The following is a 24556-nucleotide window of genomic DNA, read 5'->3' on the forward strand; positions in this document are numbered from 1 at the left end:
CGTATAATCAAGGTCTACATACTACATAGCAAGGAAGGTCATACGATGCCATTTTGGGATGAAGAGTTACAAGAAGAAACGATGATTTCAGTCAAAGAAACAGACATTCAACGAATCGAGCAAGCCGTCAACGGTCGACTCCCCGTCCGTTACCTCGAACAAATCCGGGAACAAAACGGCGGTGTTCCGGAAGCCATGGCCGTGATGGTTGAGTTCAAAAATACATGGTCGGACGAAGAAACTGGATTGCATCTCCCACTCCGCTCCATGTCGTCATTGACATTCGAACGGTATCTAGACGAATTGTCGATCCTCAGGGAATGGGACGTCGAGGGAAACATCATGATGTTCGCGGAAGGAGAAGGTAGCTATTTTTGGTACTTCCACTTCACGGATGCCGCCGAGCCGACTGTCTGGTGCCTCGATATTTCAGATGAGACCACCTATTTCGTCGCGGCGACCTATGACGAATGGTTAACGAAGCTGAGTAGCGATGTTCCGGAAGTCGTCATGCCGGATGTCGTATTTCTGACGTTACCTGAAATCAAGGACATTCTCCGTGGAGATGACGAGAATGAAAAACTCCTCGCCTACTCCCACTGGATGATTCTCGATGAAGAACAGGAAGAACTGATCGAAGCGTTCATGACACTGATCGAACGAAACGATCAGCCTGATTTCCTCGACTCGTATGCGTATTACCTCATGGAAGTCTTGACAAACAACCCGGAGTTATTAGAACAGAAACGAGATGACGTCACAGCCTTGATCCTCAGTAAAGGTGACGATCTCGATGCAGAAGACTTACTATCTTGGATGGATGAAGAGGTAGACGAAGAGTTCTGACCTCAATCAAAAAACCAGTATTCCTCGTCCATACGGATGACGAATACTGGCTTTTTCGCATGCCTATCCAATCGTTTAAGACAACATCAACTCAAGCAAACAGTCGACGAGATCCTTCTCGAGTTCGAGTGCTTGCAACTGGTGCATCATGTTGACCGGGTCGAGCTTTTGTGACAATAGACGATAGAGACGATCCTTTAAATCATAGCTGATCTCCGCTTGGTCGAGGAACGCATACAACCGGTCCATCTTGTTCTCGTTCGTCGAGATCTCGACTTGGAGCGACAATGTGATCGTATCGGTCACTTCACCGAGTTCGACGCGAAGAGACTGCGTCGCATGATCATAGACACCGGTGACACTCTCTCCGTCGCGCTGCACGTATCCTTCACGGACTCCGCGTAAGATCAACGTAATCGAGCGGTTTTCAGGTAACAAGTCACGGTGTCCGGTCGGTGCCGCGATCGTCAACTCACGTGCGCCCCAGTCGAGCGCAAACGTCGTCTCGACATTGACACCGTCGCGGTGCGCGACACCTGTGCTATCGTCTTCAAACAACGTAAAGCGGTTCGATGCTCCCGGGAAGACGACGACTTCGAGATCGTCTGGATTATGCAGGGCATTCGACTGTTCGAGATGACGACCAAGTGGAACGATCGCACCGGCTTTTGCGAGGACGCCTTGATCTTCGAGGTAACGGAACAGACGGATCTGTTTGCCGCCACGGTACCGGTGCCCATTGAAGAAATCGAACCATTCCCCTTCCGGTAACCACGTTGTCGTTGCCGTCATGTGCAGTTTCCGGTGCATTGGTGTGACCATCGGCGCGATGATCAGTTCTGTTCCGAAGTAGAACTGGTTCGGGACGTTGTATGCCTGATCGTCTTCCGGATGCTCATAATACATCGGTGAGACGAGTGGCAAGCCGTCAAAATGATTGCGGGCATTCATCGTATAGATGTACGGCACGAGCTGGTGCCTTAGTTGCAGATATTTCTTCATGACGTTCGCCGCATCGGTTGAATAACGCCATGGTTCTTTCCCGTTGAAGATGCTCATCGTACTGTGCAGACGCATGATCGGACTGAAGACGCCATACTGGAGCCAACGTGTCGATAACTCGTCATCTTTCTCCCCGCGTTGGTGTCCCCCGATGTCATGACTCCACCATCCATAACCGATGTTCGACGCTGTCGCCGTGAAGTACGGCTGGAATTGGAGCGATGCCCACGAGATGATCGTATCGCCTGAGAAACCGACCGGATAACGATGACTTCCGGGTCCCGCGTAACGCGAGAAGATCAACGGCCGATTACCGTCGCGAGCAATATCAAGCGCGTGATAATGATTGAGCATCCAGAGCGGATCAAGCCCTTTCATCTTCGAGTTCGCGCCCTGTTGCCAATCGATCCACCAGAAGTCGACGCCATCTGCCTCATGCGGATGATGCAGCTTCGTGAAGTAGTTCTCGATGAACGTCCGGTCCGAGAAATCAAACGGGATCCGAACATCCGATTCAGGATCGACGCCCATCGCGACTGCCATCGCCTCGTAGGCTTCCTCAAATCCACGCACACCGTCCGCCGGGTGCAAGTTGAGCGTGACCATCCGGTCGTCGTCCTTCAACCATTGCAAGAATCCGCGTGGATCCGGGAATAGATCACGGTTCCACGTGTAGCCCGTCCAGCCACTTCCGTACCGTTCCGGGATATCGGTGACGTGCCAGTCCATATCGATGACACTGACCGAGAACGGAATGTCTTCCGTCTTGAAGCGTGTCATCAAATCCTTGTATTCCTTCTCACTATAACGCCAGTAACGACTCCACCAGTTGCCGAGTACCTGACGTGGTAACATCGGCGTCGGTCCTGTCAGGTGGTAGAAGTCACGCAGTGCCTGTTTGTAGTCGTGACCGTATCCGAAGTAATAGATGTCATGCGTCCCGGAGCGTCGCGGTTCGACGAAGTGGTCTTCCGTCAGGACGAAGGCGTTCGAGTCGTCGATCGCCGCGTAACCTTGCCGGGAGAGAATCCCTTCTTCAAGTGGGATGACGCCGTCCGCATGGTCAAGCGTCCGCGCCGTACCTTTTAAGGTCCGGAGCGGTCCGCCGAACGTATAGCGGCTGTAGTAGGTACTGAAGTTCCCTAAGACATCGATATAGAGTGTGTTCGCAGCGAACGGTCCCTTCGTATAATGCAGATGGACGTGCTCGGTGATGATTTGCAATTCTTCCTCGTTTTCGACGATGCGGTAAGCAGGTACCGGAAAATCACGATTAAAGACCGTTTGGGTCGGTCGATCCTCGAACTGTCCATCCGCCGCGTACTCAAGTCGGATCATCCGACTCGTCAAAACCGTGAAACGGTAGACATCTCCTTGGATGATGGCATCTGGTCGTGCTTGTGGTTTCATGTCGCGCGTGTAGAAATGGGATTCATCAATTGTTCGCATACGGGTTCGGGACTTGCGCCCCTTTCACTTCCTTCCAGGCTAAGTAGTGTGCAACCGATTACACATCTAGTGTATAAGAGTTCATGTTCCCACTTCAAGGAAGAATGAATCAAAAAAACGTCCCGCACCTGAAAATCGATGCGGGACGTTGCGTCATAATAAGGGTGAAATCAAGCGCGAGAGCGACTCAAAAATGCGGAAGCGAAGCGGACGTTTGACGTAATCGTTCGATGATAACTGAATCGAGACATCGAAATCAGCGATGAAGTCACGCTCGAGCTGTTCCGTACTTTCTGTGTCGTACAAGAACGCCATCAGTTCATAGTTGAGGACAAAACTGCGAATGTCCATGTTTGCCGTTCCGACGGCACCGATCTTCCCGTCGACGAGAAACAGTTTGGCATGGATGAAGTGACGGTTATACGTATAAATCTTGACGCCGTCCTTCAAGAGTGGTCCGAAGTAGGACCGGGTCCCGTAATAAGACGTAAAGCTGTCGCCTCTCCCCGGCGTCAAGATGCGGACATCGAGTCCGGCACGTGCTGCGAGTCGGAGCAACGTCATCGTCTCATTATCCGGAATCAAGTACGGTGTCGCAATCCAAATCGAACGTTGTGCCGCGATGATTGCGGCAATCAAGGCATTGCGAATCGCGGGATCCTTTGACGTCGGTCCGCTCGTGACGATTTGAATCGCCCCGTCTGACGTCACATCATGTTTCGGGAAGTACTGGTGGATTGACTCATCCCCTGCAAACGTCTCCCATGTGTCATCCGACTCGATTTGGGCATAGATCCAGTCGTCGAGGAACGTCGCTTGCAACTCCTTGACGGCACGTCCTTCAAGCCGCAAGTGCGTATCACGCCAAAAGCCGAATTTCTTACTCTTGCCGTCGTACTCATCCCCGACGTTCAATCCACCGGTGAATCCGACTTTTCCATCAACGACGACGATTTTCCGGTGATTGCGGAAGTTCGCCGTGAAGATGAACAAGGGACTTGAGATTGGGTCATAGGCTGCGATATGCGCTCCCGCGTCGCGTAGCGGACGCAAGAAGTTCTCACCGAGCATATAGCTTCCGAGTCCGTCATACATGAATCGAACCGTCACACCGGCTTCGAGTCGCTCGATCAATGCTTCCCGGATTGCTTTACCTGTCTCATCGTTGCGATAGATGTAGTACTGGATGTGGACGTGATGCTGCGCTTGACGAATCGCCTCCAATATCGCCGGGAACGTCTCTTTCCCGTTCGTCAGAATGTCACTTGATGTATGAACGTCCACCCCACCCCCACCGAAGTTACGAATCGTGTTCGCGAGCTTCAAGTGATTCGGTGGCAACTCACTGACGGCAAGCGACCGAACTGGACGAATCGCTTGTTTGAGCAATTTCCGTTCGTCATGCGAACGACGATTCCGACGGCGACGCCGTGGATTCCGACCGAACATCAACCAGATGATGACTCCGAGAATTGGTAAAAAAATCAAAACGAGAAACCAAGCGATCGTTGATTCTGCGGTCCGGTTCTCGATGAAGATGATCATGATGACAGCAAGCGGCACGACCGTCGCTGAAATCGTTAAGACATAAAATAAATAGCCGAGTTGATATAGTCCCCAAATGATACCGCCGGCGACTAAAAATACGAGTGCGAATTGTAAAATCCGGTTACGCACAGACCTTCCTCCTTCAATTAACATACCTTCACTAGTATTCTTTCCCCATTCACTATGAAAATATAACAAAAAAGAGAAACCGCAGATACGGTTTCTCAAAAGATTGACCTCTTATAAAAATGTTTCTTCGTACATCTCGCGACCAGGGATTGGATCATTCAGTGACGCCCAGTCTGTTTCGTCAGCTTGGACGAGACACATATCGAATAGCGCTTCGAGCTTCTCTTGCTCCAGTCCGATGCCGATCAAGACGAGTTCGGTCCGTCGATCCTCATCTGATGCAAAACGACCAGCGTATTCCATGTTCGACGCATATCCTGCCTGATGGAACAGCAATGCCATCTCAGGACGTGTCGCAAGGAACAAGAAGCCTTTTGCCCGGACGACTTCTTGCGGCCAGTCTTCAATCAAGGCTAGCAAGCGCTCCGGGTGGAACGGCACGTCCCGCTTGTAGACGAACGAACTGATCCCGTACTCTTCCGTTTCCGGAATATGTTCTTCCGCATTCAACTCGCGGATCCAGCCAGCACTCGCTGCCGCTTGTTCAAAATCAAATAGATCAACGTCTAAGATGTCTGCCGGATCGACTTGACCATACGTCGTCTCAATCAAGCGGGCAACTGGATTTAATGCCTTTAGATAGCCGATGACGGTATGGCGTTCTTCCGGTGTCAGACGATCGACTTTATTCAAGACGATGATGTCTGCGAACTCGACTTGATCGACGAGTAGGTCGACGACTTCGCGCACGTCTGTCTCATCGACTGCCTGTTTCCGCTCAATCAACGATTCACCGGATTCGAAGTCCCTTAGGAAACGGTAACCATCGATGACCGTGACCATCGCATTGATTTTCGTGACTTGTGATAAGTCGATGGCACTGTCCGGATCTTCGTACGTGAAGGTCTGGGCAACCGGAATCGGTTCCGAGATACCACTCGACTCGATGACGATACCGTCAATATCGCCTTGGTCGACGAGGCGTTTGACTTCAAGTAATAAATCGTCACGTAACGTGCAGCAAATGCACCCGTTCGAAAGTGTGACGAACGACTCTTCCGTCCGTGAGAATCCGCCTTGCTCAATCAATGCCGCGTCAATGTTGACCTCACTCATGTCGTTGACGATGATCGCGAGGCGGCGCCCTTCGCGATTATGTAGTAAATGGTTCAATAGTGTCGTTTTACCGGATCCAAGATATCCAGATAAAACGGTGATCGATATCGGTTGCATCATCATTCATCTCCTAAAACGTAATCGTTACGTTTTATAGAGTAACCGACTTTTTACCTGACGTCAATCGTAATGATTTCGATTTATTTTGTTCCCTAAAAAAAGCCGATAAGCATCGACTCAAGGAGTAGACCGGGCTGACTCCAAAAAAAATGACGCATCTTCTCACGCCCTTTCCTCAGGCGAGACACAAGCCAGTTTTCCTGCTTCCTTCAAGCAGGAAAGCGGGTCTTGTTTGTCTCTGACAGCGCATAATGCGCTTTTTCCTGTAGGAGTGGCGTGTGACGCGTCATTCTTTGTAGATACTCGCTTTAGAGTCAGCTCCGTCAGATATTCCGAAGTACAAGAAAAAACGTTTTTTCGCTCGGAATCGCTTCTTAGAGAAATACAAGCAGGAGCGACCCTGCAACGAAGTGAAGCGGCGCGATGCTTGTCCCAGAAAAACGATTCGAGCGAAACGAAAAAACGTAACCTTACTACTGACTTTGAATCGGTAAATCCCATGTCACCCCGATCAAATCCGTGATCCGTTCCGCTGCCTCATGCGAAAAACCAGCAATCGTGTAATGGTTCGTATCCGTAATCACATGATACATCCCGTTCGGTAAACTATCGGCGAACGCAGCGTGAGCCGTATTGATTTGTTCGGTCAATGCCGGATTCAACCAACTTTCCGGCATACCGCCTGCCCAGTTCGAAGCAGACAGGACGAGAACCGGCTGTGTCACTTCTTCAAGCAACGAAAGAATCAGCTGATTGTTCTCCTCGACCGTTTGCCATTCGTCGAGCGTCCCCCGCCAATGTCCAGGTGCCGCAAAATGTCGCCACATCGGTAATTGATCGGCTTCCGGTAAGACACTGAACATCTTTTTGCCGAGACGATCAGGAATCATCCAGGCGATCGGTCGGACGTGACTAAGGAAATAGAGGAATCGATTCCACTCCTCTTGTGTTCGTTCGTACCAGTTCGGTAATGCTGCATCGACATCCGGATGCGACGGATCGAGCAAGACGATGCCGCGTGTCTCGTCTGCAAACAATCGTCCACTTGCGAGCGAGATATAGGCGCCGAGCGAGTGCCCGATGAAGACATACGGTCCTTTGACACGGAGCATCCGTAAGACGTCCGCGAGCTCATCTGCTTGATGCGTAAAGAGTCGTTTGTTTTTACCACGACTCGACCGACCATACCCGAGACGTGAATATTCAAAGACCCGCCCCCGCTTCAATAATTCAGTTCGTAGCCAGCCCCACTGGTGTCGATTCGACATCATCCCGTGATCAAGGACGAATGTGACGTCCCCACTTCCTGTCAGCCGGGTATCAAAACGACCGGCTGATGTTTCAACGATATATTCCATATACTACCCCTACTTCCATTCATTCAAATAACGAGATCTCTAGCTCGTATCCAAGGATGTTCAAGTAATCAAATAACTGGGATCGATGATGATAGAGATGCACGGCTGCTTCGATTGCCCAGCCGTTCATCGAGTCGGTAACGCCCCAGTACGTCGGACGCGTCGTAAATCCAGTCGTGACTTTCTTCTGATAGATAGAAAACGCACGATTGATTCGCTCATTTAACTGATCGCGCGGAACCGATTCCGTATAAAACGCCTGCATCGCTTCAGCCGTCGCCCCTTCTGCGATCATCAAATCGGCTTCAAGCAACACAGCGAGATGGACAGCGACTTCACCGACGGTCCGTTTCCCGGGGATTGGTCGCGCGTCCCAGTCCTGCGCCTCGATCTTCTCAAACAACGCTTTCGACGTCTTCACACCAACGCCGACATGGCGGATGAGGGCATGTTCCCAGTCAGTCATGCGCATTCCCCCAAGCAATCGCACGTTGTTCGAGTTCCTTGACGAACGCATCCTTGCCGGCGATATAGGCTTCGATCTCAAGCGGATATGTCGTTGCTAATTGTTCCTTTAATGCCCCGTAAGCAGCGGCTTCTTCTGGATGGGTACGTAAGTAATCCCGAAAGACAAGATGACGCTTGATTTCTGGATTCCCCGCCGCATAGAGATGGATGTGATGCGTCCGTTCGTCGCCACCTTTTCGGTAGTACCGACGCCCCGGCATCCCGAATTCACCCTTCACCTCGTAACCGAGCGCTTCCATCTGTGCGTCGAACTGCTCGATTCCCTCGAGCGCATCGACGACGGGTAAGATATCGATGATCGGTTTTGCTGCGAGTCCTGGAACTGATGTGCTCCCCATATGATGGATCTGCTTAAGACGTGCTCCGAACACCTCTCGTAACCGGTCCGCTTCTCGTGCGTATTCGTTCGCCCATTCTGATTGATACGGTAACACAATGACTTGTCGCATGGTCGTTTCCCCCTCTTAATTCAGTATGCCAGTTTTTGGGGTAAAACAAAACGACCATCCATTTTGGAGGTCGTTGATGTTAGAGAGTCGTTAATCCGTTAAATAATCATACAGCTTCGCAGGTCCACCAAGTCGAAGATCAGCGATGATATGCTGGGCATCGACGATCTTCCGAACAGGGAAGTCAGCGAGAGGTGCCATGACATGTTCGAATAACTGAAGTCGCGCCGGTCCACGGTACGCTTCTTTAATCTCAAGATCCGTGATTTGACTCCGCGTCAGTTCGGAGATGATCAACTCGCCTTGATAACCGCGATGCTGTTTGAGCATGAACTGCGGCGCACCGATGATCGATTGTGCTTCTTCGACCGCCATCGGAACATATTTGTATCCCATCGTCGCTTGGACGACACGGAGTGAATGGTAGTCAAGCGTTCCAACGAGTACATCATTGTCGAGATAGAGCCGGGGTGAACCATACTTCTTCGGAAATGCAGCCACTTCACGACCAGAGGCGATCGCCGGCTGATTGTTGACATACATCGAGAGATAAAACTCACCGACCTCCCCTTGATACCGAACCGGAATGACTTGCCCGCACTCGAGATAACTCCCAAGACCCGTGCTATCCGGCATATTGATGATCTCAAACTTGATCTGATTACTCAGCACCTCGAGCGGTTCCGGAACGACTGCTTGTAAGGCTTCGATGTCCGTCTCATAGATGATGTTCAAGTATTCCCGATTCCGAAAGAAGATATCGACCGCCGGAAAGACCGGTGCATTGATCGGTGTCGCGACGATATTTTTTACATCTTCCTGTCTCATCTGAATCCCTCCTTTATGCGTTTAACAATGCGGCAAAGCGTGCGACACTTGTTTCAAAATCTGGAACCGTCTTCGCTGCTTGGGCTTCTTCGACGATTTCTTGAATGAGTGAGTTGAACGGCGTTTTGATATCGTACGTGTTGCCATACATCGTGACGATCCCATTGATGAAACGAATTTCGGTCGGTTGCCCTTTTTGTAAGTCCTGCAACATGCTTGCTTCTAAGTCACGCGACCCGTGCATCAATTGTGGCACGGTGATCAATTTTTCATCGATATCGTCAAGCGTTGCGTAGGCTGCCGGCTCAAACGTACTCATCGGCGCGAATGTGATGCCGTGGGCGTGACCGACTTCAACGACTTCTTGCATCGTATGAATTGCTGCCCGTAACAAGACCGGATGATCAAGAACGTCGCCGTACGTACCGTTACACGCAGCGGATAACCCACTGAACGTACTATTGATGACGAGTTTTGACCATTTCGTTCCCGGTAGATTATCAGAGATCTCCGTCCCACCGATGTGATCAAGGATGCCCTTCAATTGGACGATCCGATCCGTCTTCTTGCCGTCCAGTTCACCGATTTGCATCGCATACGTCTTGAAGTGCTCGTAATCCGATGTCAGACGTGACTCACCTGGTCCGACGTATGTCGCTCCGAACTCGACGGATCCCGCGATGATACGTTCGCGTGGAATCTGTTGTTGAATGAATTCTTCCGGTACACCGTTCTGCAAGGAGACGAGAATCCCGTCTTCCTTCAAGATCGTCCGGACTTTCGCCAGGACCGGTTCATTGTAGACCTGCTTCGTCAGCAACAATACGATATCGTACATCTCCGTGATGTCATCCGGATGCATCGCATGGACGGCTTGCGTCAAATCTGGTCCAATGACATGCGCGCCTATTGTGTTCAGCGCTTCGATATGTGCGCGATTCGTATCAATCAAATCGACATCCTCATACTGTTGACTTAAATAAGCTCCCATGATGGTTCCTAGTGATCCTGCTCCATAAATTCCGATTTTCATTTCTATCACCTCTGGTATTTACGATATACTGGTTTCATCATAAACAGAAATATATATATTTATATATTTTAATAACCTATAGGTTATGTCAGGAGGATATCATGGAACTCTTACATTTGAATTATTTTCGTCACGTCGCGGAGGAATTGAACGTGACGCGTGCTGCCGAACGATTATTCATCAGCCAACCCGCCCTCAGTGCGACGATCAAAAAACTGGAGCGTGAATTGAACACGACGTTGTTTCATCGAAAAGGCAGAACGATCAGCTTGACCGATAATGGACGACTCTTGCTGCAGTCGGTCGAAAAAATCGAACATGAGCTGACACGGGTTCAGGAAAGAATGATACGAAATGATGCCTCTTCTGAAACGACACTCAGTCTTGCCAGTTCGCATGGTCGCTTCATCCAATTGATTCTACGAGAATTTCTCCTACCGCAGACGGCGCCCTTGTTCAATTCGGACATCCTCTCGAACCGCGACATCTTAAGCGGTCTGCTTCATCAAGAATTCCATTTCTCGATCAGCTTTATGGAACTCAAGCACCCGCTCATTACGAGCGAACCGATCGTGGAGGAAGATATCGTCATCACCTATCCTGCTTCTTATTCAGAGAAAGAAGCGATTACGGCGCTCTATGCGGATGCAACGGAGACTGCCTTTTTGTTTCCCTCCCACAATAAGGACTACAACCGCTTCATCCAATTGAAGATGGCGGAACTAAACATCTATGCCGATACCTCGCACTATATTGATGACGTCTCACTGCAACTCGCCTTACGCCAGCAACGGTATTTCAGCTTCGTTCCCGTCTCCGTCTGTCGCGAGATGGGACTCCCTTTCATCACAGACGATGTGTTTACCGTTACCTCACAACTCTACATGTCGCACGCGACGAATCAATTGACAGTCGAGCAAGCAATCATCTACGAACGCATTAAACGGTTTCTGCTCTCACAACGCACGTATCTAATCAAATAAAAACGGATGCCTGCATATGCAGGCATCCATGTGAGATATTACTTCGTGATGAAGTAGCGTGACTGATCGAGATGATCCTTCGCTGTATAGATGTTGAGTTTGTACGAGCCGTTCGTCAATGCCTTACGCATCTTCAAGACATAGTTCCCGTGCTGATCCGCCACGTCTTGAGCGATCAATTGATAACCAGCTTCTGTTTTTTGGTAGAGGCGGACGATTTGTCGTTTTTCGACTTTACCTGTCAACGTCTTTTTGCCTGACCATTTTTTGACCGGATACGTGTTCTTGATCGTGAACGACGCTTTTTTCGTGATCTTGTTCGAGATGTCTGTCGATTTGACCGTGTACGTACCTGTCGTTAGACCCTTCTTGACCGCAACCTTGAAGCCGCTTGCCGTCGTTTTCGCTTTCGCGATTTTCGTTGATCCTTTATAGAGCGTCACGTCAAGACCTTCCGTTGCTTTACCGCGGAGGACCGTTGAACCGTATACTGCTGACTTTTTATCGATCGCTGGTGTCGCAACGACACCTGTGCCGACTGTGACGTTCGTTTCTGTCTTCATGAAGCTGAGTTCCGAGACGATCGTCAACTTGTCACGCAATTTGAGCGGACGTGTCACGACTTCGTATTGACCCGCTTCGTTTGCTGTTGCTGTACCAAGGACTTTTTCGCCGAGTTTAACCGTGACTTTCGCACCTGGAACGGCTTGACCTGTGACGACTTTTGCCCCTGGTTTGACTGCTTTTACTGAGACCGTGAAGTCTTTCATCGGCACGTTCATGTTGAATTTGAGGAACGTACCTGTCTCACCTGGACGTGTTTCACCTGTGTTCGTGATGCCTTCATACCGCTTGACGTACGGTGCCGCTGCAGCCGCTGAATCAAAGCTGACCGTCGTCGGTTTGCTTGCGACGAGTGACCAGTTGTCATCGGCTTTATAATCAACCGGTTGTTTCGCTTTGATGAAGTCCGAAATGACGTTACGTGTTTCGTAGGCTGATTTGTAGACGATATTCTTTCCGCCACCAAGACCTGGGAACGTCGCACTACCTGCACGGTAGTTGTTTGTCGCGACAAGGAATTCTTGATCATCCGCAATCGCTTTGCCTTGATACTTGATGTTTTGAACACGGTGCTCCAAATCTTTATTTTCTTCTAATTCTTTACCATCTGCGTCAAACTTCGCCGGTTTCGTGATATCGATTTCGTACGTCAATCCATCGAGGATATCAAAGTTATAGCTCCGGAATTCTTTATTCAACAACTCTGTCTGCTCACCGCCGACTTGGTTGAATTGCCCCGCAGACATCTCGAGCCAGTCTTTGACATCAGCACCTGTTACTTTGACGACTTCGAGTGTATTCGGATAAACATAAAGATCGGCGACGTTCTTGAGTGCGATTGGTCCTTTTTTGATCAACGTGTAATCGGATGCGTTGACCTGGTTACGACCACCTGTCTTGAATGGTGCACCTGCTGACAACAACGGGAGATCTTTATATTTTGCAAGATCGGCATTTTCTTTGAGTTGTTTCTCGACATACCATTTCTGAGCGTTCGTTACGAACTGAACGGAATCATCGTCTTGCGCGAGAGCGAAGAAGCTTTGGATATCATCATTGATCGTACCGACTTCTTGACGAATGTAAGCGAGCGTTCCTTCATGTGCTTTTTCGATCAACTTGACAGCACCGGCATCTGCTGTCGTGTCTTTCGTTACGTCCGCTAGTTTCGCACCAGACGTATCAACGACCCATTTCCCGTCGACTTGCTTCAACTGAAGATCGATGACTCCGACGTTTTTCCCTTGTGTGTTCGCCATGACGACCGGTTTGCCATTGATTAGACCGTTCGTAGCATCAACGTTCGGCAGTTTGTTGAACGCTGAATCGGCTGCTGGGAACTTCCCGTGCTGATGACCTGTCATCAAGACATCGATGTCTGCGACTTTCGTCAACGCGTAGCCAACGTTCTCATCGCCATCTTTTTGATCCGTCGTATCCCCGATCCCTGTGTGTGCGAGTGCCACGACGACATCTGCGCCAGCATCTTTTAATTTTTTCGCTGTGGCTTTAGCAGTCGGGATGATATCTTCAGCCGTGACTTTCCCCGTCAGGTTCCCCGCATCCCATGCCATGATTTGTGGCGTGACGACTCCGAACACACCCACTTTGACTGTTTTCATGTCACCGTTCTGGTCCTTGACTTGACGTTCGATGATTTGATAGTCTTTTCCATCTTTGTTGTAGTCCGCGACGATCGGCTTTTTCGTAACTGCATCCAATACGTTCGAGTTGACGAACTTGATTGAACCGCTCGAAGCACTCATCGCTGACTTGAGGAAATCAAGACCGAAGTTGAATTCATGATTTCCGAGCGTGACCGCATCATAACCGAGGTATTCCATCAATTCGTACATCGGATGTTTGCCTTTGTTTCCTTTGTCGTACTGGTTCTTGACGTAATCACCAAACGGCGTTCCTTGAAGTGTGTCTCCGTTATCGAACAAGAAGCTATTCGTAGCGCCCACTTCAGCTTGTTGCTTTTTGATGACTGTAGCCGCTTTGACGAGACCAATTGTTTCGTCCTGCGCATCCTTGAAGTAATCGTAGTTCATTGAGTTCGTATGTAAATCCGTTGTTTCTAAGAAGCGTAACTTGACGACACTGTTGTCGGCAGCAAGTGTCTTGACTTGAACGACTGGTACGAGCATCGGTGCGATCAATGTCGACGCGATGACGAGTTTCGTTGCTTTTTTCATATGGATTTTCCCCCCAGGATGTTTTGACTGCTTCATTAATTTAGCATGGTTCGATTATAGCTAATAGTCCTTTCAAATAGGTCGGACATCCGTCTTATTTAACCTACTTAACTAATTCCAAATACTGGCTTAACATTGTTGATTTTCCCTTTACAAACCAAGTTTACTTGGTAAAAAAAGGAGATGATGCAAATGAGATGAACCACGCAAAAAAACGATACGTTTTCAGGACATGAACCTGAAAACGTATCGTTTATGATTGATGTAGAACGTAACTGTTCCTTCTCGACTCCTACAGGAAAAAAAGCATGTTTTTTGCTTTCGTCAGGGTCAGGTAAAACCCGGTCGTAGTTTAGGATACGCGACTTACCTCCCGCCTATGGAAAGCGAGCATGACAGCAACGTGCGTCGTCCGGATTCATGGTACAGGAGCTTCACCACCCCATGTCCCTTTACATTACACCTTTTTCTCTGGTTTCCGTCGAACGACATAACCAAGAATTCCACCAAGTAACGCAAGTCCTGCGGCGTAGAGTACCGTCCAGCCTGCCGTCTGTTGAGCGAACTCGAATAAGACGTCACTGCGCCATTTCATCGCGAACTGAACGTATGAAGCTTGACTGACGATGAAGCTGATGACACCGATCGCGATCGCAAAGACGAACGGATCGATAATCGACTTGAAGCTTCGGATACTACAGACGAAGTAGATCGCGAACGTTACGAGCAACAGCACCCAGTACGCACTCTCACTGGAGACATTCGGTGGCGTCGCTCCTGCCGATTCCGCATCAATCGCTTGGATCGTCTGCCGCGCGACACCGTAATCAACAGGGTCGAGCTTCAATTGTGTTGCTGACAAATCCGGACGTTCTCCACCGAGTAACGTCAACAATTGTTCTGTCACCCGGTCCGTGTCGATTCCATCAACGACTTTTTGGATCGAGTCATTGAGCTGATCCGTTGAGGTCTCCCCGTTCAACATCGAGACCGGGATTTCCGCATTCGCTCCAAGGACGTCTGCTTGATACACGACCTGACCGCCGTGGATCCAGTCGTACATCCCGCCACTTCCGGCGTTTAGACTCGCGACGGTGAGTGCCGTCCGTAGTGAGGAATCACCGTCATATTCCGCTTCGTCCTGTACCGTAAAGACGAGTTGAAGTGTACTTGCGAGTATTAAAATCAGCAAGCTGGCACGACCGGCAGCTGTCAAACCGGATAACTTTTGCGGGGAGAACGCCATCCAACCAAGCAAACTGACGACGAGAAGCGGTAGGATCCCACTCATCGCATAGCCGTCTTGTAACGAGAGGAATGGCACGTCGTTTCCGCGTCCGGCAAGGACGAACCAGATGATTCCGACCGTTAAGAAGAAACTGATCGATCGAATCGTCCACCCGAGACGACTTGCCTTAATCCGTAACACTAAAAATAACAGGACGATCAAACCGATGCCAAAAACGGAATAGAGTAACGTGCCGTAAGAGACATCAAACGTAAGTGGTGCAAGGACTTGCTTTAAGTCAATCCCAAACAACGATAAGACATCGCCGGCAGAACTCGCATCGAGCACCTGATTGATGATTCCTTCCCGGACCGCACTCGGCATCGTGATCGACAGCCCACCGACGAACAGTAGCATCAATGACACCGTGATATCTGCATCTTTCCAGGAGACATCCGCCTGTTGCATCTGCGTCACGAGATCCTGATAGTCTGAGGATGAGGTGATTTGTGAAGTCAAAAATGCCATCACACCATAGATGACACCGAAAAAGATGAGACCGATAAGGACGCCAAACAGGACATCCCAGACGGAAAACCGTCGTTGTTTCCTTTCTTGCCTTGACTCCATCCCATTTCCTCCTTTTTATATCTGATGTTTGAATATTCCTGCTACAGCGAAACCAAAAACATCAAATTCATTCAACAGCCATTATATCCCATCTTTTCTCCGACTGTCTCCACTGATTCCCAAAACAAAAACCGACTTCTCACAGTGAGAAGCCGGTTGAACGATCAGGTGCCATGGTATTTTTTTCTCTATTAGATGCCTTCGTATGCTTGTTCCATGATCGTCCGTAACTCAGCGACAAGCGGCATCTTCGGATTCGCAGTCGTACATTGATCCTCGAAAGCATCGACCGCCATCTTGTCGAGTTTTGCCTCGAAATCTGCTTTTTGAATGCCTTGCGCCTTGAATGACATCTTGATGTTTAGACGTTGTCCAAGATCAGCAACGGCTTGGATGAGGGATTCGACCCCTTGTTCTGTCGTTGCTGCCGGAAGACCGAGGTAGCGTGCGATGTCGGCATACCGTTCATCCGCGACGAATGATTCGTATTTAGGGAATGCTGCTAGTTTTGTTGGACGTGACGCGTTATAGCGAATGACGTGTGGCATCAGGATTGCATTCGTCCGACCGTGTGGCGTGTGGAACTCGCCACCGATTTTGTGTGCGATCGAGTGGTTGATGCCGAGGAAGGCGTTCGCGAATGCCATCCCTGCCATCGTTGACGCATTGTGCACTTTTTCGCGTGCTTCAGCGTCTGATCCGTTAGCATATGCTCGTGGCAAGTAGTCGAAGATCATCTTGATTGCTTTGAGTGCCAGTCCATCCGTGTAGTCGTTCGCAAGCACCGAGACGTATGCTTCTGTCGCATGCGTCAAGACATCCATTCCGGTATCAGCAGTGATTGAAGCCGGGACGGTCATGACGAATTCAGGATCAACGATTGCGACGTCTGGTGTCAATGCATAGTCAGCAATCGGGTATTTGACGTTTTTCTCTTTATCCGTGATGACGGTGAACGGTGTCACTTCTGAACCCGTACCAGAAGTCGTCGGAATCGCGACGAACTTCGCTTGACGACCAAGTGTCGGGAATTGATACGCCCGTTTGCGGATATCAAGGAATTTTTGACGTAAGTTCGAGAACGTTTCGTTCGGTTGTTCATAGAAGAGCCACATTCCTTTTGCGGCATCCATCGCTGAACCACCACCGAGAGCGATGATCAAGTCAGGTTTGAAGTCACGCATCGCTTGGGCACCCGTCTGAACAGTCGTCACCGATGGATCTGGTTCGACTTGGTCAAAGATTCGGTAACTGACGGACTGTGGCAAGTTTTGAATTACTTTATCGGCATACCCGAACTGTACCATCGTTGGATCCGTGACGATCATGACGCGTGAGACGTCAGTCATCGACCGCAAGTACTGAACAGAGTTCTTTTCGAAGTAGATTTTTTCAGGGACCTTGAACCATTGCATGTTCACGCGTCGTCTCGCCACCTTTTTGACGTTGAGTAAGTGTTTCGCTGTCACGTTTTCAGAAACAGAGTTTTTCCCGTATGATCCGCAACCGAGTGTCAGAGATGGTGTCAACTCGTTGTACAGATCACCGATTCCGCCATGAGCAGATGGGCTGTTGACGAGGATCCGGCAGGCTTTCATGCGGAGTCCGAACGCTGTCATCAAGTCATCGTTCGTCGTATGAATGACAGCTGTATGACCGAGACCTCCGATTTCAAGCATTTGTTCAGCAATCGTGAACGCTTCTTCGGTCGAAGCGACGCGATACGCACCGAGGACGGGACTGAGTTTTTCATGAGACAATGGTTCTGCCGCTCCGACGTGCTCGAGTTCTGCAACGAGCATGACCGTCGTTTCCGGAACATCGATGCCGGCTTTTTCTGCGATCCATGTCGCAGGTTTCCCGACGATGTCCGCGTTGGCGGCACATGTATCGGTTTTGATGACGAGTGATTCGAGGCGTTGTTTTTCTGCCGGTGTACAGAAGTAACAACCGAGTGCTTCCATTTCCGTACGAACCGTCGCATAAATCTCTTGATCGACGATGACGGCTTGCTCAGACGCACAAATCATCCCGTTATCAAACGTTTTTGAGAGAACTAGATCGCTGACTGCCCGTTTGACTTTCGCAGACTGCTCGATGTAACACGGAACGTTCCCTGGTCCAACACCGAGTGCCGGTTTACCTGTTGAATACGCTGATTTGACCATTCCTGCTCCACCTGTCGCAAGGACCATGGCGATGTTTTCATGGTTCATCAAGACTTTCGTTGCTTCAAGTGATGGTTCTTCCACCCATTGAATACAGTCTTTCGGTGCCCCGGCTTTGATGGCTGCGTCACGGAGTGTTTTCGCTGCTTCAACGGAACATCGTTGTGCCGATGGGTGGAACGCGAAGACGATCGGGTTGCGTGTCTTGATCGCAATCAATGCTTTGAACATCGTCGTTGATGTCGGGTTCGTGACCGGTGTGACACCACAGACGACACCGACGGGTTCAGCGATATAGGTGATGCCGTTTTGGACATCTTCTTCGAGAATCCCGACCGTTTTTTCATGACGTAGACTGTTGTAGATGTATTCTGTCGCAAACATGTTTTTAATCATCTTATCTTCAAAGACACCGCGTCCCGTCTCTTCTACTGCGAGACGAGCGAGTTCGACGTGCCGTTCAAGTCCGGCAAGTGCCATATCCCGGACGATTGTGTCGATTTTTTCTTGATCGAACGTCAGTAATTCTTGTAATGCACGTTGCCCTTTTTCAACGATTTGTCCAACTGCTTGTTCGACCGGCGTTGCCGTCGATTTTGTTTTTTCTTTCACAGCCATGAGTGGTTTCCTCCCTGTCGTGGAACGAATCTGAGTTTGATTTGCCAACCATTATGTCAGGAATGCCAAGCTGTTTTTCAATAGTTTGTGCTTTCCTTCACAAATCAATCATAACCCCTTTTTCCTGTTTTGTGCATGACCATCCTGTGAATTCCCTCACACCTTTGATAGCGTTTACAACTGTTGTAAAATCTTCTTTTTTATCGTTTTGCTTCATGTACATGGATGTGTGCGATTTGTCACACCTTGCATTTTCGCGACTTGATAGCCGTTTCATCATCTTGTATTCTGATATGGGGTACATATTAAGAGCTACCACTAAAGGAGGACACTTCAATGTCAGTTGTACAGGAAATGCTAGCCTTCAACGAGCGATTCGTCGCCGAAAAACAGTATGAGCAGTTCGTCTCGGATAAGTTCCCAGACAAAAAGGTCGTCATCCTGACGTGTATGGATGCCCGCTTGACGGAACTCCTCCCACACGCACTTGGTCTTAAGAACGGGGATGCGAAGATCATCAAAAATGCCGGTGCTATCCTATCGCACCCATTCGGTTCCGTCATGCGCTCGATTCTCGTCGCGTTGTATGCTCTTGGTGCTGAAGAAGTCGTCGTCATCGGTCACCACGACTGCGGCATGAGCACGATTGATCCTAAACACATGATCAATGAAATGAAGGATCGGGGCATCGACCAACAGATTCTTCACACACTCGAAGTATCTGGTGTTGATTTGAATCAATGGTTGCGTGGTTTCACGTCAGTTCAAGAAAGCGTCGCCCACTCGGTCAGCCTCGTGAAGAACCACCCATTACTACCACCTGGGACGAACGTCCACGGACTCGTCATCGATCCAGGAACTGGTAAACTTGACGTCGTCGATTGTTGATCACTCTCTATAGAAGAAACGCAAATAGAATTGGATGATCTATTCTGCTTTAATCTAAAGATAACGTGCCATTTTCTCGTACCGGAGAAAGATGGCACGTTTTTTCGTATGACTCATTTTTAGTGATCAAAACGCTTCTCACTTCAAGCTTCAGGGTATAAAAGAGTGTAACTTCTTGTGGAAAGCTAACAAGCGTATCATTCATCTTTTGATTACGAGGTCAGACTTTTACTCTTGACAGCATTCCAACATGGCTGTAAGATACTTTAGTATAGTACAGTGATAACAAAAGAAAGTGTGGTTTTACTGAATGATAAACGCCGTATTGTTTGCCGTCTTTTTACTATTTATATTAGCGATCTTCCGCGTCCACATCGTGGTCGCGATGGTCATCAGTGCGTTTGCCGGCGGTCTCGTCGGTGGTCTCGACCTGACCGAGACGACAAAAGCATTCTCCGGTGGTCTTGGTGACGGGGCCGAAATCGCCCTGAGCTACGCGATGCTCGGTGCATTTGCTGTTGCTCTCTCGAAAACAGGCTTACCGGATGCACTTGCGCACTCTTTGATTGCGCGTTCGCGTGGTAACGCAAGTGCCGCTTCCGTCAAAAAATTAAAAGGATTCATCTTGTTCGCGATTCTCTTGCTTGCGATCAGTTCACAAAACGTGTTGCCGATCCACATCGCGTTCATTCCGATCATCATTCCGCCGCTTCTTGGTCTGTTCAATCAATTGAAGATGGACCGTCGCCGGATTGCGATCATCATGACGTTCGGTCTTGTGACACCGTACATGTTCTTACCAGTCGGTTTCGGAGACATTTACCTCAACCAGATTCTACTAAAGAACTTGAAGGCAAATGGTCTCGATACAGCAGGAGCATCCGTCATCGAAGCGATGGCGATTCCGGCACTCGGGATGGTCGTCGGTCTCTTGATCGGTTTGTACACGTACCGGAAAGAGCGGACATATGAGATGCGTGACATCGCACCGGACGATTATGAAATTCCGGTCATCACGAAAACGAAGCTTGTCTTAAGTGGTGTCGTCGTCATTGCAACCTTGATCGTCCAACTGCAAACGGAGTCGATGATTCTCGCCGCAACAACTGGTTTGATCCTCTTCTTGCTGCTTCGACTCGTTCGCTTCAGTGAAGCCGATGACGTCATTACACGGGGTATGCGCATGATGTCATTCATCGGTTTCGTCATGATTTCAGCGAACGGTTTCTCAAACGTCTTGCGTAAGTCGGGCGACATCGAGCCACTCGTCGAGAATTCAAAAGCGTTGATGGGCGATTCACAACTCGTTGCTGCCTTCGTCATGCTCTTGATTGGTCTTCTTGTCACGATGGGGATCGGCTCGAGTTTCTCAACCGTTCCGATCATCGCTGCCATCTTCGTTCCACTTTGTATCCAGTACGGATTCAGTTTAGAAGCGACGATTGCCATCATCGGAACATCTGGTGCTCTCGGTGACGCGGGTAGTCCGGCGTCAGACTCGACACTCGGACCAACGAGTGGTCTAAATGCTGATGGTCAGCACGATCACATGCGGGAAACGGTCATTCCGACGTTCCTGCACTACAACATTCCTTTGATCATCTTCGGTACGATCGCTGCGGTCGTATTATAAAAACAAGACGGATTCGCTGTCATCGCGAATCCGTCTTTTGAATTGTCTCCGTTTTTTTCCTTTTCATTTCGTCGCCGGTTCTCTAAAATAAAGGAATGAACTGATACAAAGGAGTTGTCTAACGTGTTATCTCAAGTCGTCAACCAGATTTTGCTTTCGCTTGCCGATCTCGGATATTTCGGCATCGCCCTCGGGTTGATGATTGAAATCATACCGAGTGAAATCGTCCTCTCTTACGGTGGATTCATGATTTCCCAAGGAACGATTGGCTGGCCGCTTGCCGTCGTCGCTGCCGTCATCGGTGGGTTATTCTCGCAATTATTCTTATATTGGTTTGCTCGCTACGGTGGCCGTCCATTGATCTTGAAGTACGGAAAGTATGTGTTGATCTCAGAGCACCACTTGGATTTAGCTGAGCGTTGGTTCTTAAAGTACGGACAAGGTGTCATCTTCGGAGCCCGTTTCATCCCGGTCGTCCGTCATGCCATCTCGATTCCGGCAGGTCTTGCCAAGATGGATCAAACGAAGTTCTCCCTCTATACGGTGCTTGCGATCATTCCATGGTCGATCTTGTTCCTGTATCTTGGTGAAACGCTCGGAACGAACTGGCGCTCGATCAAGGAAGTGGCAGCACCGTATACGAACGGTGTCTTAATCGCTGCCGTTGTCTTAATCATCTTCTACATCATCTACAAACGCCGTCAAAGAACGGTTTGAACAACTAGCAGTCTGTCTTGTGACGGACTGCTTTTTTAAACAAACAGGAGGTCCTGCCATGCTCACATCCCCGCTTGCTCATTTTCCACTCCGTCGTTTGACTGCATCCTATCGGAGCGGTAATCCGGTCGCGACCGGTATTAGCGTCGACGGACACATCCTACTCGTCGAAGAGACATTGGATGAAGCGCGCGGTCGTACGGTTTTGTCAATCCATCAATTAAAGGACGAGTGGCGTAAGACGACGATCGTCGCTCAGTCAGAAACTGATTTCTCGTTCGTTGATCGTTTCCCGGACGGTCGGCTTCTGCTCGTCGCCTCACGCTGCGATGACGACATCGACGGTTCCTGGATGCCGAATGCATTCATTTATGATGTTCAAGGGCACTTACTCGATAGCTATTGTCTCGACGATGGGATTCAGAACGTTCAAATCGATGAACAAGGTCAAATCTGGGTCAGTTATTTCGATGAAGGCATTTATGCGGACGCGATGACGAGTTCAAACGGAGCGTTTGGTCTCGTTGCCTTCAACGATCGTGGTGAGGTCCAGTATAAGAATCGTCAATATCCAATCGATGACTGCTACGCTCTAAACGTTTGTTCGTCAAAGGAAGTCTGGTTTTTCTATTATTCCGATTTTCGCTTCGTCCGTATCAGTCAAGAGGATTTAGTCTGTGAAGCACCAACGATTGCTTTCTCCCAATTTGCTCGCCATGGTGAATACCTTCTCGCTGCCGATCATGAGGAGGTCCAATTATTACAGCGGGATGGAACAATCTTTCAGCCGATTCGCTCGATTCGATTCATGTCTGAACAGGGTGAAATCCTGTCAGGTGACCTTACAATGCGTCAAGATTTGATCGTTTTATCCACCTCGAATCATTTGTTTTTCGGTAAGTTGGAACGACACCTCCCGGCTTTGATTGCCAACGAATGAAAGCTGTTACACAATCGTTTCATGAATTTCTGATTTTTGAAAACCTCATTTCAAATTTTCAAAAAGACTAGCCGAGTTCTATCTGAGGATAGTATACTCAGCGTTATAGTTATTTGGACAAGTTGTCTGAACATTATGACGTCATAGATTTTTTTGGGGGAAATGATGAGTTCGAATTTGAAACGAGATTTAACAGCACGACAGGTACAAATGATTGCACTCGGAGGAACGATCGGGGTCGGTCTTTTCCTTGGAGCATCGAGTACGATTGCTTGGACGGGACCATCTGTCTTACTCGCGTACATGCTAGCAGGAGTCTTTATCTTTTTCATCATGCGGGCACTTGGCGAGATGGTCTACACCCATCCTCACAGTGGTTCGTATGCAAAGTTCGCAAACGATTATATCCATCCAGCAGCTGGTTTCTTGACAGCAAGCAGTAATATCTTCAACTGGGTCGTCGTCGGGATGAGTGAAGTCATCGCTGTCGGGACATATTTACGCTTCTGGTGGCCGGAACTACCGACTTGGATTCCAGGCGTCGTCGTCATCATTCTCTTGACGCTCGCGAACCTTGCTTCCGTCAAGATGTTCGGTGAGCTTGAATTTTGGTTCGCCTCAATCAAGGTCATAACGATTCTTCTAATGATCGTCGCCGGACTTGGCATCATCTTCTTTGGTTTAGGGAATGACGGAAACCCGGTCGGCTTCTCGAACCTTTGGGCGAACGGTGGATTCTTCACGAATGGTTTCACCGGCTTCTTCTTTGCGCTCTCGATCGTCTTCGCCTCTTATATCGGTGTTGAGTTGATCGGCGTGACAGCTGGAGAAACGAAAGATCCAGAGAAGAACATCACGAAGGCGATCAATGGTGTCGTCTGGCGAATCTTGATTTTCTACGTCGGATCCATCTTCATCATCGTTACGGTGTATCCGTGGAATGAGTTGTCGGATCTCGGCAGTCCGTTCGTTGCGACATTCGCCAAGGTCGGTGTCACGATTGCTGCCGGTATCATCAACTTCGTCGTCATCACGGCCGCTTTATCCGGTTGTAACTCCGGGATCTTCAGTGCAAGCCGGATGATCTATGCATTGGCTGAAAAGGGACAAGTGCCGTCCTTCTTCTTAAAAGTTAACAAACGCGGCATTCCATTCTACACGGTCTTCGCGATTTCAATCGGGATTTTCTTCGGTGTCATTCTCGATATCACCTTGCCACTCGTTCTCGGGAAGGATACGAACATCTTCGTGTATGTCTACAGTGCTTCGGTACTACCAGGGATGGTGCCGTGGTTCGCGATTTTAATCAGTCATATTCGGTATCGTAAACTTGAAAGTGAACGGACAGCTTCACATCCGTTCAAGATGCCAGGTGCGCCGGTGACGAACTATCTGTCGATCGTCGCGCTTATCACAGTGCTCGTCGGGATGTTGTTTAACGATGAGACACGCGTCTCGATCTTAATCGGAGTCGCTTTCTTGATCTTAAGTACGGTCTATTACATCGTAAAAGTACCGAAAGTCGAAAAATAAACGTCTGTCTCTCCTCTCATGACCGCATGAGAGGAGTTTTTTGATGGAGT

General features: G+C 49.2%; 18 protein-coding genes. 7 read left to right on the forward strand and 11 right to left on the reverse strand.

Features of this window, described 5'->3' with window-relative positions; genetic code table 11:
- The first annotated feature begins 45 nt into the window (after nt 1-45).
- Nucleotides 46-846: an SMI1/KNR4 family protein gene (locus tag ITJ88_RS08330; RefSeq protein WP_195865319.1), complete on the forward strand. Its 801-nt coding sequence runs from the start codon at nt 46-48 to the stop codon at nt 844-846.
- A gap of 75 nt (nt 847-921) precedes the next feature.
- On the opposite strand, the gene ITJ88_RS08335 is transcribed toward ITJ88_RS08330, so the two are convergent.
- From ITJ88_RS08335 to ITJ88_RS08370, 8 genes are all read right to left on the reverse strand, one after another.
- Complete coding sequence (locus tag ITJ88_RS08335) at nt 922-3297, reverse strand: glycoside hydrolase family 31 protein (protein WP_195865320.1); 2376 nt, start codon at nt 3295-3297, stop codon at nt 922-924.
- Nucleotides 3298-3450: 153 nt separating this feature from the next.
- A complete protein-coding gene (locus tag ITJ88_RS08340; protein ID WP_195865321.1) occupies nt 3451-4974 on the reverse strand; it encodes a cardiolipin synthase in 1524 nt (507 codons plus the stop codon).
- Nucleotides 4975-5085: 111 nt separating this feature from the next.
- Nucleotides 5086-6207 carry a GTP-binding protein gene (locus ITJ88_RS08345; RefSeq protein ID WP_195865543.1) on the reverse strand — a complete coding sequence of 374 codons (1122 nt, stop codon included), beginning with the start codon at nt 6205-6207 and terminating at the stop codon, nt 5086-5088.
- Nucleotides 6208-6683: 476 nt separating this feature from the next.
- Complete coding sequence (locus ITJ88_RS08350; protein ID WP_195865322.1) at nt 6684-7568, reverse strand: alpha/beta fold hydrolase; 885 nt, start codon at nt 7566-7568, stop codon at nt 6684-6686.
- Nucleotides 7569-7587: 19 nt separating this feature from the next.
- Nucleotides 7588-8034: a DinB family protein gene (locus ITJ88_RS08355; protein WP_195865323.1), complete on the reverse strand. Its 447-nt coding sequence runs from the start codon at nt 8032-8034 to the stop codon at nt 7588-7590.
- Entirely contained in the window at nt 8027-8545 is a 519-nt protein-coding gene (locus ITJ88_RS08360; protein ID WP_195865324.1) for a GrpB family protein, read from the reverse strand. Before ITJ88_RS08360 ends, ITJ88_RS08355 begins: the two co-directional genes overlap by 8 nt.
- A 90-nt stretch (nt 8546-8635) precedes the next feature.
- Nucleotides 8636-9373 (reverse strand): acetoacetate decarboxylase, encoded by a 738-nt coding sequence (locus tag ITJ88_RS08365; protein ID WP_195865325.1) that lies wholly within the window; start codon nt 9371-9373, stop codon nt 8636-8638.
- Between the two features lie 13 nt (nt 9374-9386).
- Entirely contained in the window at nt 9387-10406 is a 1020-nt protein-coding gene (locus tag ITJ88_RS08370) for a ketopantoate reductase family protein (protein ID WP_195865326.1), read from the reverse strand.
- Nucleotides 10407-10507: 101 nt separating this feature from the next.
- Here ITJ88_RS08370 and ITJ88_RS08375 point away from each other — a divergent pair, with 101 nt between their 5' ends.
- Nucleotides 10508-11389: a LysR family transcriptional regulator gene (locus ITJ88_RS08375; RefSeq protein ID WP_195865327.1), complete on the forward strand. Its 882-nt coding sequence runs from the start codon at nt 10508-10510 to the stop codon at nt 11387-11389.
- Nucleotides 11390-11427: 38 nt separating this feature from the next.
- Here ITJ88_RS08375 and ITJ88_RS08380 read toward each other — a convergent pair whose 3' ends face one another.
- The 3 genes from ITJ88_RS08380 to adhE all read right to left on the reverse strand — a co-directional run bounded on the left by ITJ88_RS08380 (nt 11428) and on the right by adhE (nt 18795).
- Nucleotides 11428-14151: a bifunctional 2',3'-cyclic-nucleotide 2'-phosphodiesterase/3'-nucleotidase gene (locus ITJ88_RS08380; RefSeq protein ID WP_195865328.1), complete on the reverse strand. Its 2724-nt coding sequence runs from the start codon at nt 14149-14151 to the stop codon at nt 11428-11430.
- A gap of 457 nt (nt 14152-14608) precedes the next feature.
- Nucleotides 14609-16009 carry a hypothetical protein gene (locus ITJ88_RS08385; protein WP_195865329.1) on the reverse strand — a complete coding sequence of 467 codons (1401 nt, stop codon included), beginning with the start codon at nt 16007-16009 and terminating at the stop codon, nt 14609-14611.
- 191 nt (nt 16010-16200) lie between these two features.
- Entirely contained in the window at nt 16201-18795 is a 2595-nt protein-coding gene (gene adhE, locus ITJ88_RS08390; RefSeq protein WP_195865330.1) for a bifunctional acetaldehyde-CoA/alcohol dehydrogenase, read from the reverse strand.
- Nucleotides 18796-19131: 336 nt separating this feature from the next.
- On the opposite strand from adhE, the gene ITJ88_RS08395 reads away from it, so the two are divergent.
- From ITJ88_RS08395 to ITJ88_RS08415, 5 genes are all read left to right on the forward strand, one after another.
- Nucleotides 19132-19683, forward strand: coding sequence for a beta-class carbonic anhydrase (locus ITJ88_RS08395; RefSeq protein WP_195865331.1), 552 nt, complete (start codon nt 19132-19134; stop codon nt 19681-19683).
- Nucleotides 19684-19996: 313 nt separating this feature from the next.
- Nucleotides 19997-21316, forward strand: coding sequence for a Na+/H+ antiporter family protein (locus tag ITJ88_RS08400; RefSeq protein WP_195865544.1), 1320 nt, complete (start codon nt 19997-19999; stop codon nt 21314-21316).
- 123 nt (nt 21317-21439) lie between these two features.
- Nucleotides 21440-22033 carry an undecaprenyl phosphate transporter UptA gene (gene uptA / locus ITJ88_RS08405; protein WP_195865332.1) on the forward strand — a complete coding sequence of 198 codons (594 nt, stop codon included), beginning with the start codon at nt 21440-21442 and terminating at the stop codon, nt 22031-22033.
- A gap of 58 nt (nt 22034-22091) precedes the next feature.
- Complete coding sequence (locus ITJ88_RS08410; RefSeq protein ID WP_195865333.1) at nt 22092-22973, forward strand: hypothetical protein; 882 nt, start codon at nt 22092-22094, stop codon at nt 22971-22973.
- A 162-nt stretch (nt 22974-23135) separates the two neighbouring features.
- On the forward strand, nt 23136-24506 hold the full coding sequence (locus ITJ88_RS08415) for an amino acid permease (protein ID WP_195865334.1): 1371 nt from the start codon (nt 23136-23138) through the stop codon (nt 24504-24506).
- Nucleotides 24507-24556 lie beyond the last annotated feature (50 nt).

This window comes from Exiguobacterium abrahamii (genome assembly GCF_015645365.1).
Classification (GTDB): domain Bacteria; phylum Bacillota; class Bacilli; order Exiguobacteriales; family Exiguobacteriaceae; genus Exiguobacterium_A; species Exiguobacterium_A abrahamii.

Bases quoted from the DNA above. Each gene is read 5' to 3' on its own strand.
- ITJ88_RS08330 (WP_195865319.1), top strand. From the start codon at position 46: ATGCCATTTTGGGATGAAGAGTTACAAGAAGAAACGATGATTTCAGTC.
- ITJ88_RS08335 (WP_195865320.1), bottom strand. From the start codon at position 3,297: ATGCGAACAATTGATGAATCCCATTTCTACACGCGCGACATGAAACCA.
- ITJ88_RS08345 (WP_195865543.1), bottom strand. From the start codon at position 6,207: ATGCAACCGATATCGATCACCGTTTTATCTGGATATCTTGGATCCGGT.
- ITJ88_RS08350 (WP_195865322.1), bottom strand. From the start codon at position 7,568: ATGGAATATATCGTTGAAACATCAGCCGGTCGTTTTGATACCCGGCTG.
- ITJ88_RS08355 (WP_195865323.1), bottom strand. From the start codon at position 8,034: ATGACTGACTGGGAACATGCCCTCATCCGCCATGTCGGCGTTGGTGTG.
- ITJ88_RS08360 (WP_195865324.1), bottom strand. From the start codon at position 8,545: ATGCGACAAGTCATTGTGTTACCGTATCAATCAGAATGGGCGAACGAA.
- ITJ88_RS08365 (WP_195865325.1), bottom strand. From the start codon at position 9,373: ATGAGACAGGAAGATGTAAAAAATATCGTCGCGACACCGATCAATGCA.
- ITJ88_RS08370 (WP_195865326.1), bottom strand. From the start codon at position 10,406: ATGAAAATCGGAATTTATGGAGCAGGATCACTAGGAACCATCATGGGA.
- ITJ88_RS08375 (WP_195865327.1), top strand. From the start codon at position 10,508: ATGGAACTCTTACATTTGAATTATTTTCGTCACGTCGCGGAGGAATTG.
- ITJ88_RS08380 (WP_195865328.1), bottom strand. From the start codon at position 14,151: ATGAAAAAAGCAACGAAACTCGTCATCGCGTCGACATTGATCGCACCG.
- ITJ88_RS08385 (WP_195865329.1), bottom strand. From the start codon at position 16,009: ATGGAGTCAAGGCAAGAAAGGAAACAACGACGGTTTTCCGTCTGGGAT.
- adhE (WP_195865330.1), bottom strand. From the start codon at position 18,795: ATGGCTGTGAAAGAAAAAACAAAATCGACGGCAACGCCGGTCGAACAA.
- ITJ88_RS08395 (WP_195865331.1), top strand. From the start codon at position 19,132: ATGTCAGTTGTACAGGAAATGCTAGCCTTCAACGAGCGATTCGTCGCC.
- ITJ88_RS08410 (WP_195865333.1), top strand. From the start codon at position 22,092: ATGCTCACATCCCCGCTTGCTCATTTTCCACTCCGTCGTTTGACTGCA.
- ITJ88_RS08415 (WP_195865334.1), top strand. From the start codon at position 23,136: ATGATGAGTTCGAATTTGAAACGAGATTTAACAGCACGACAGGTACAA.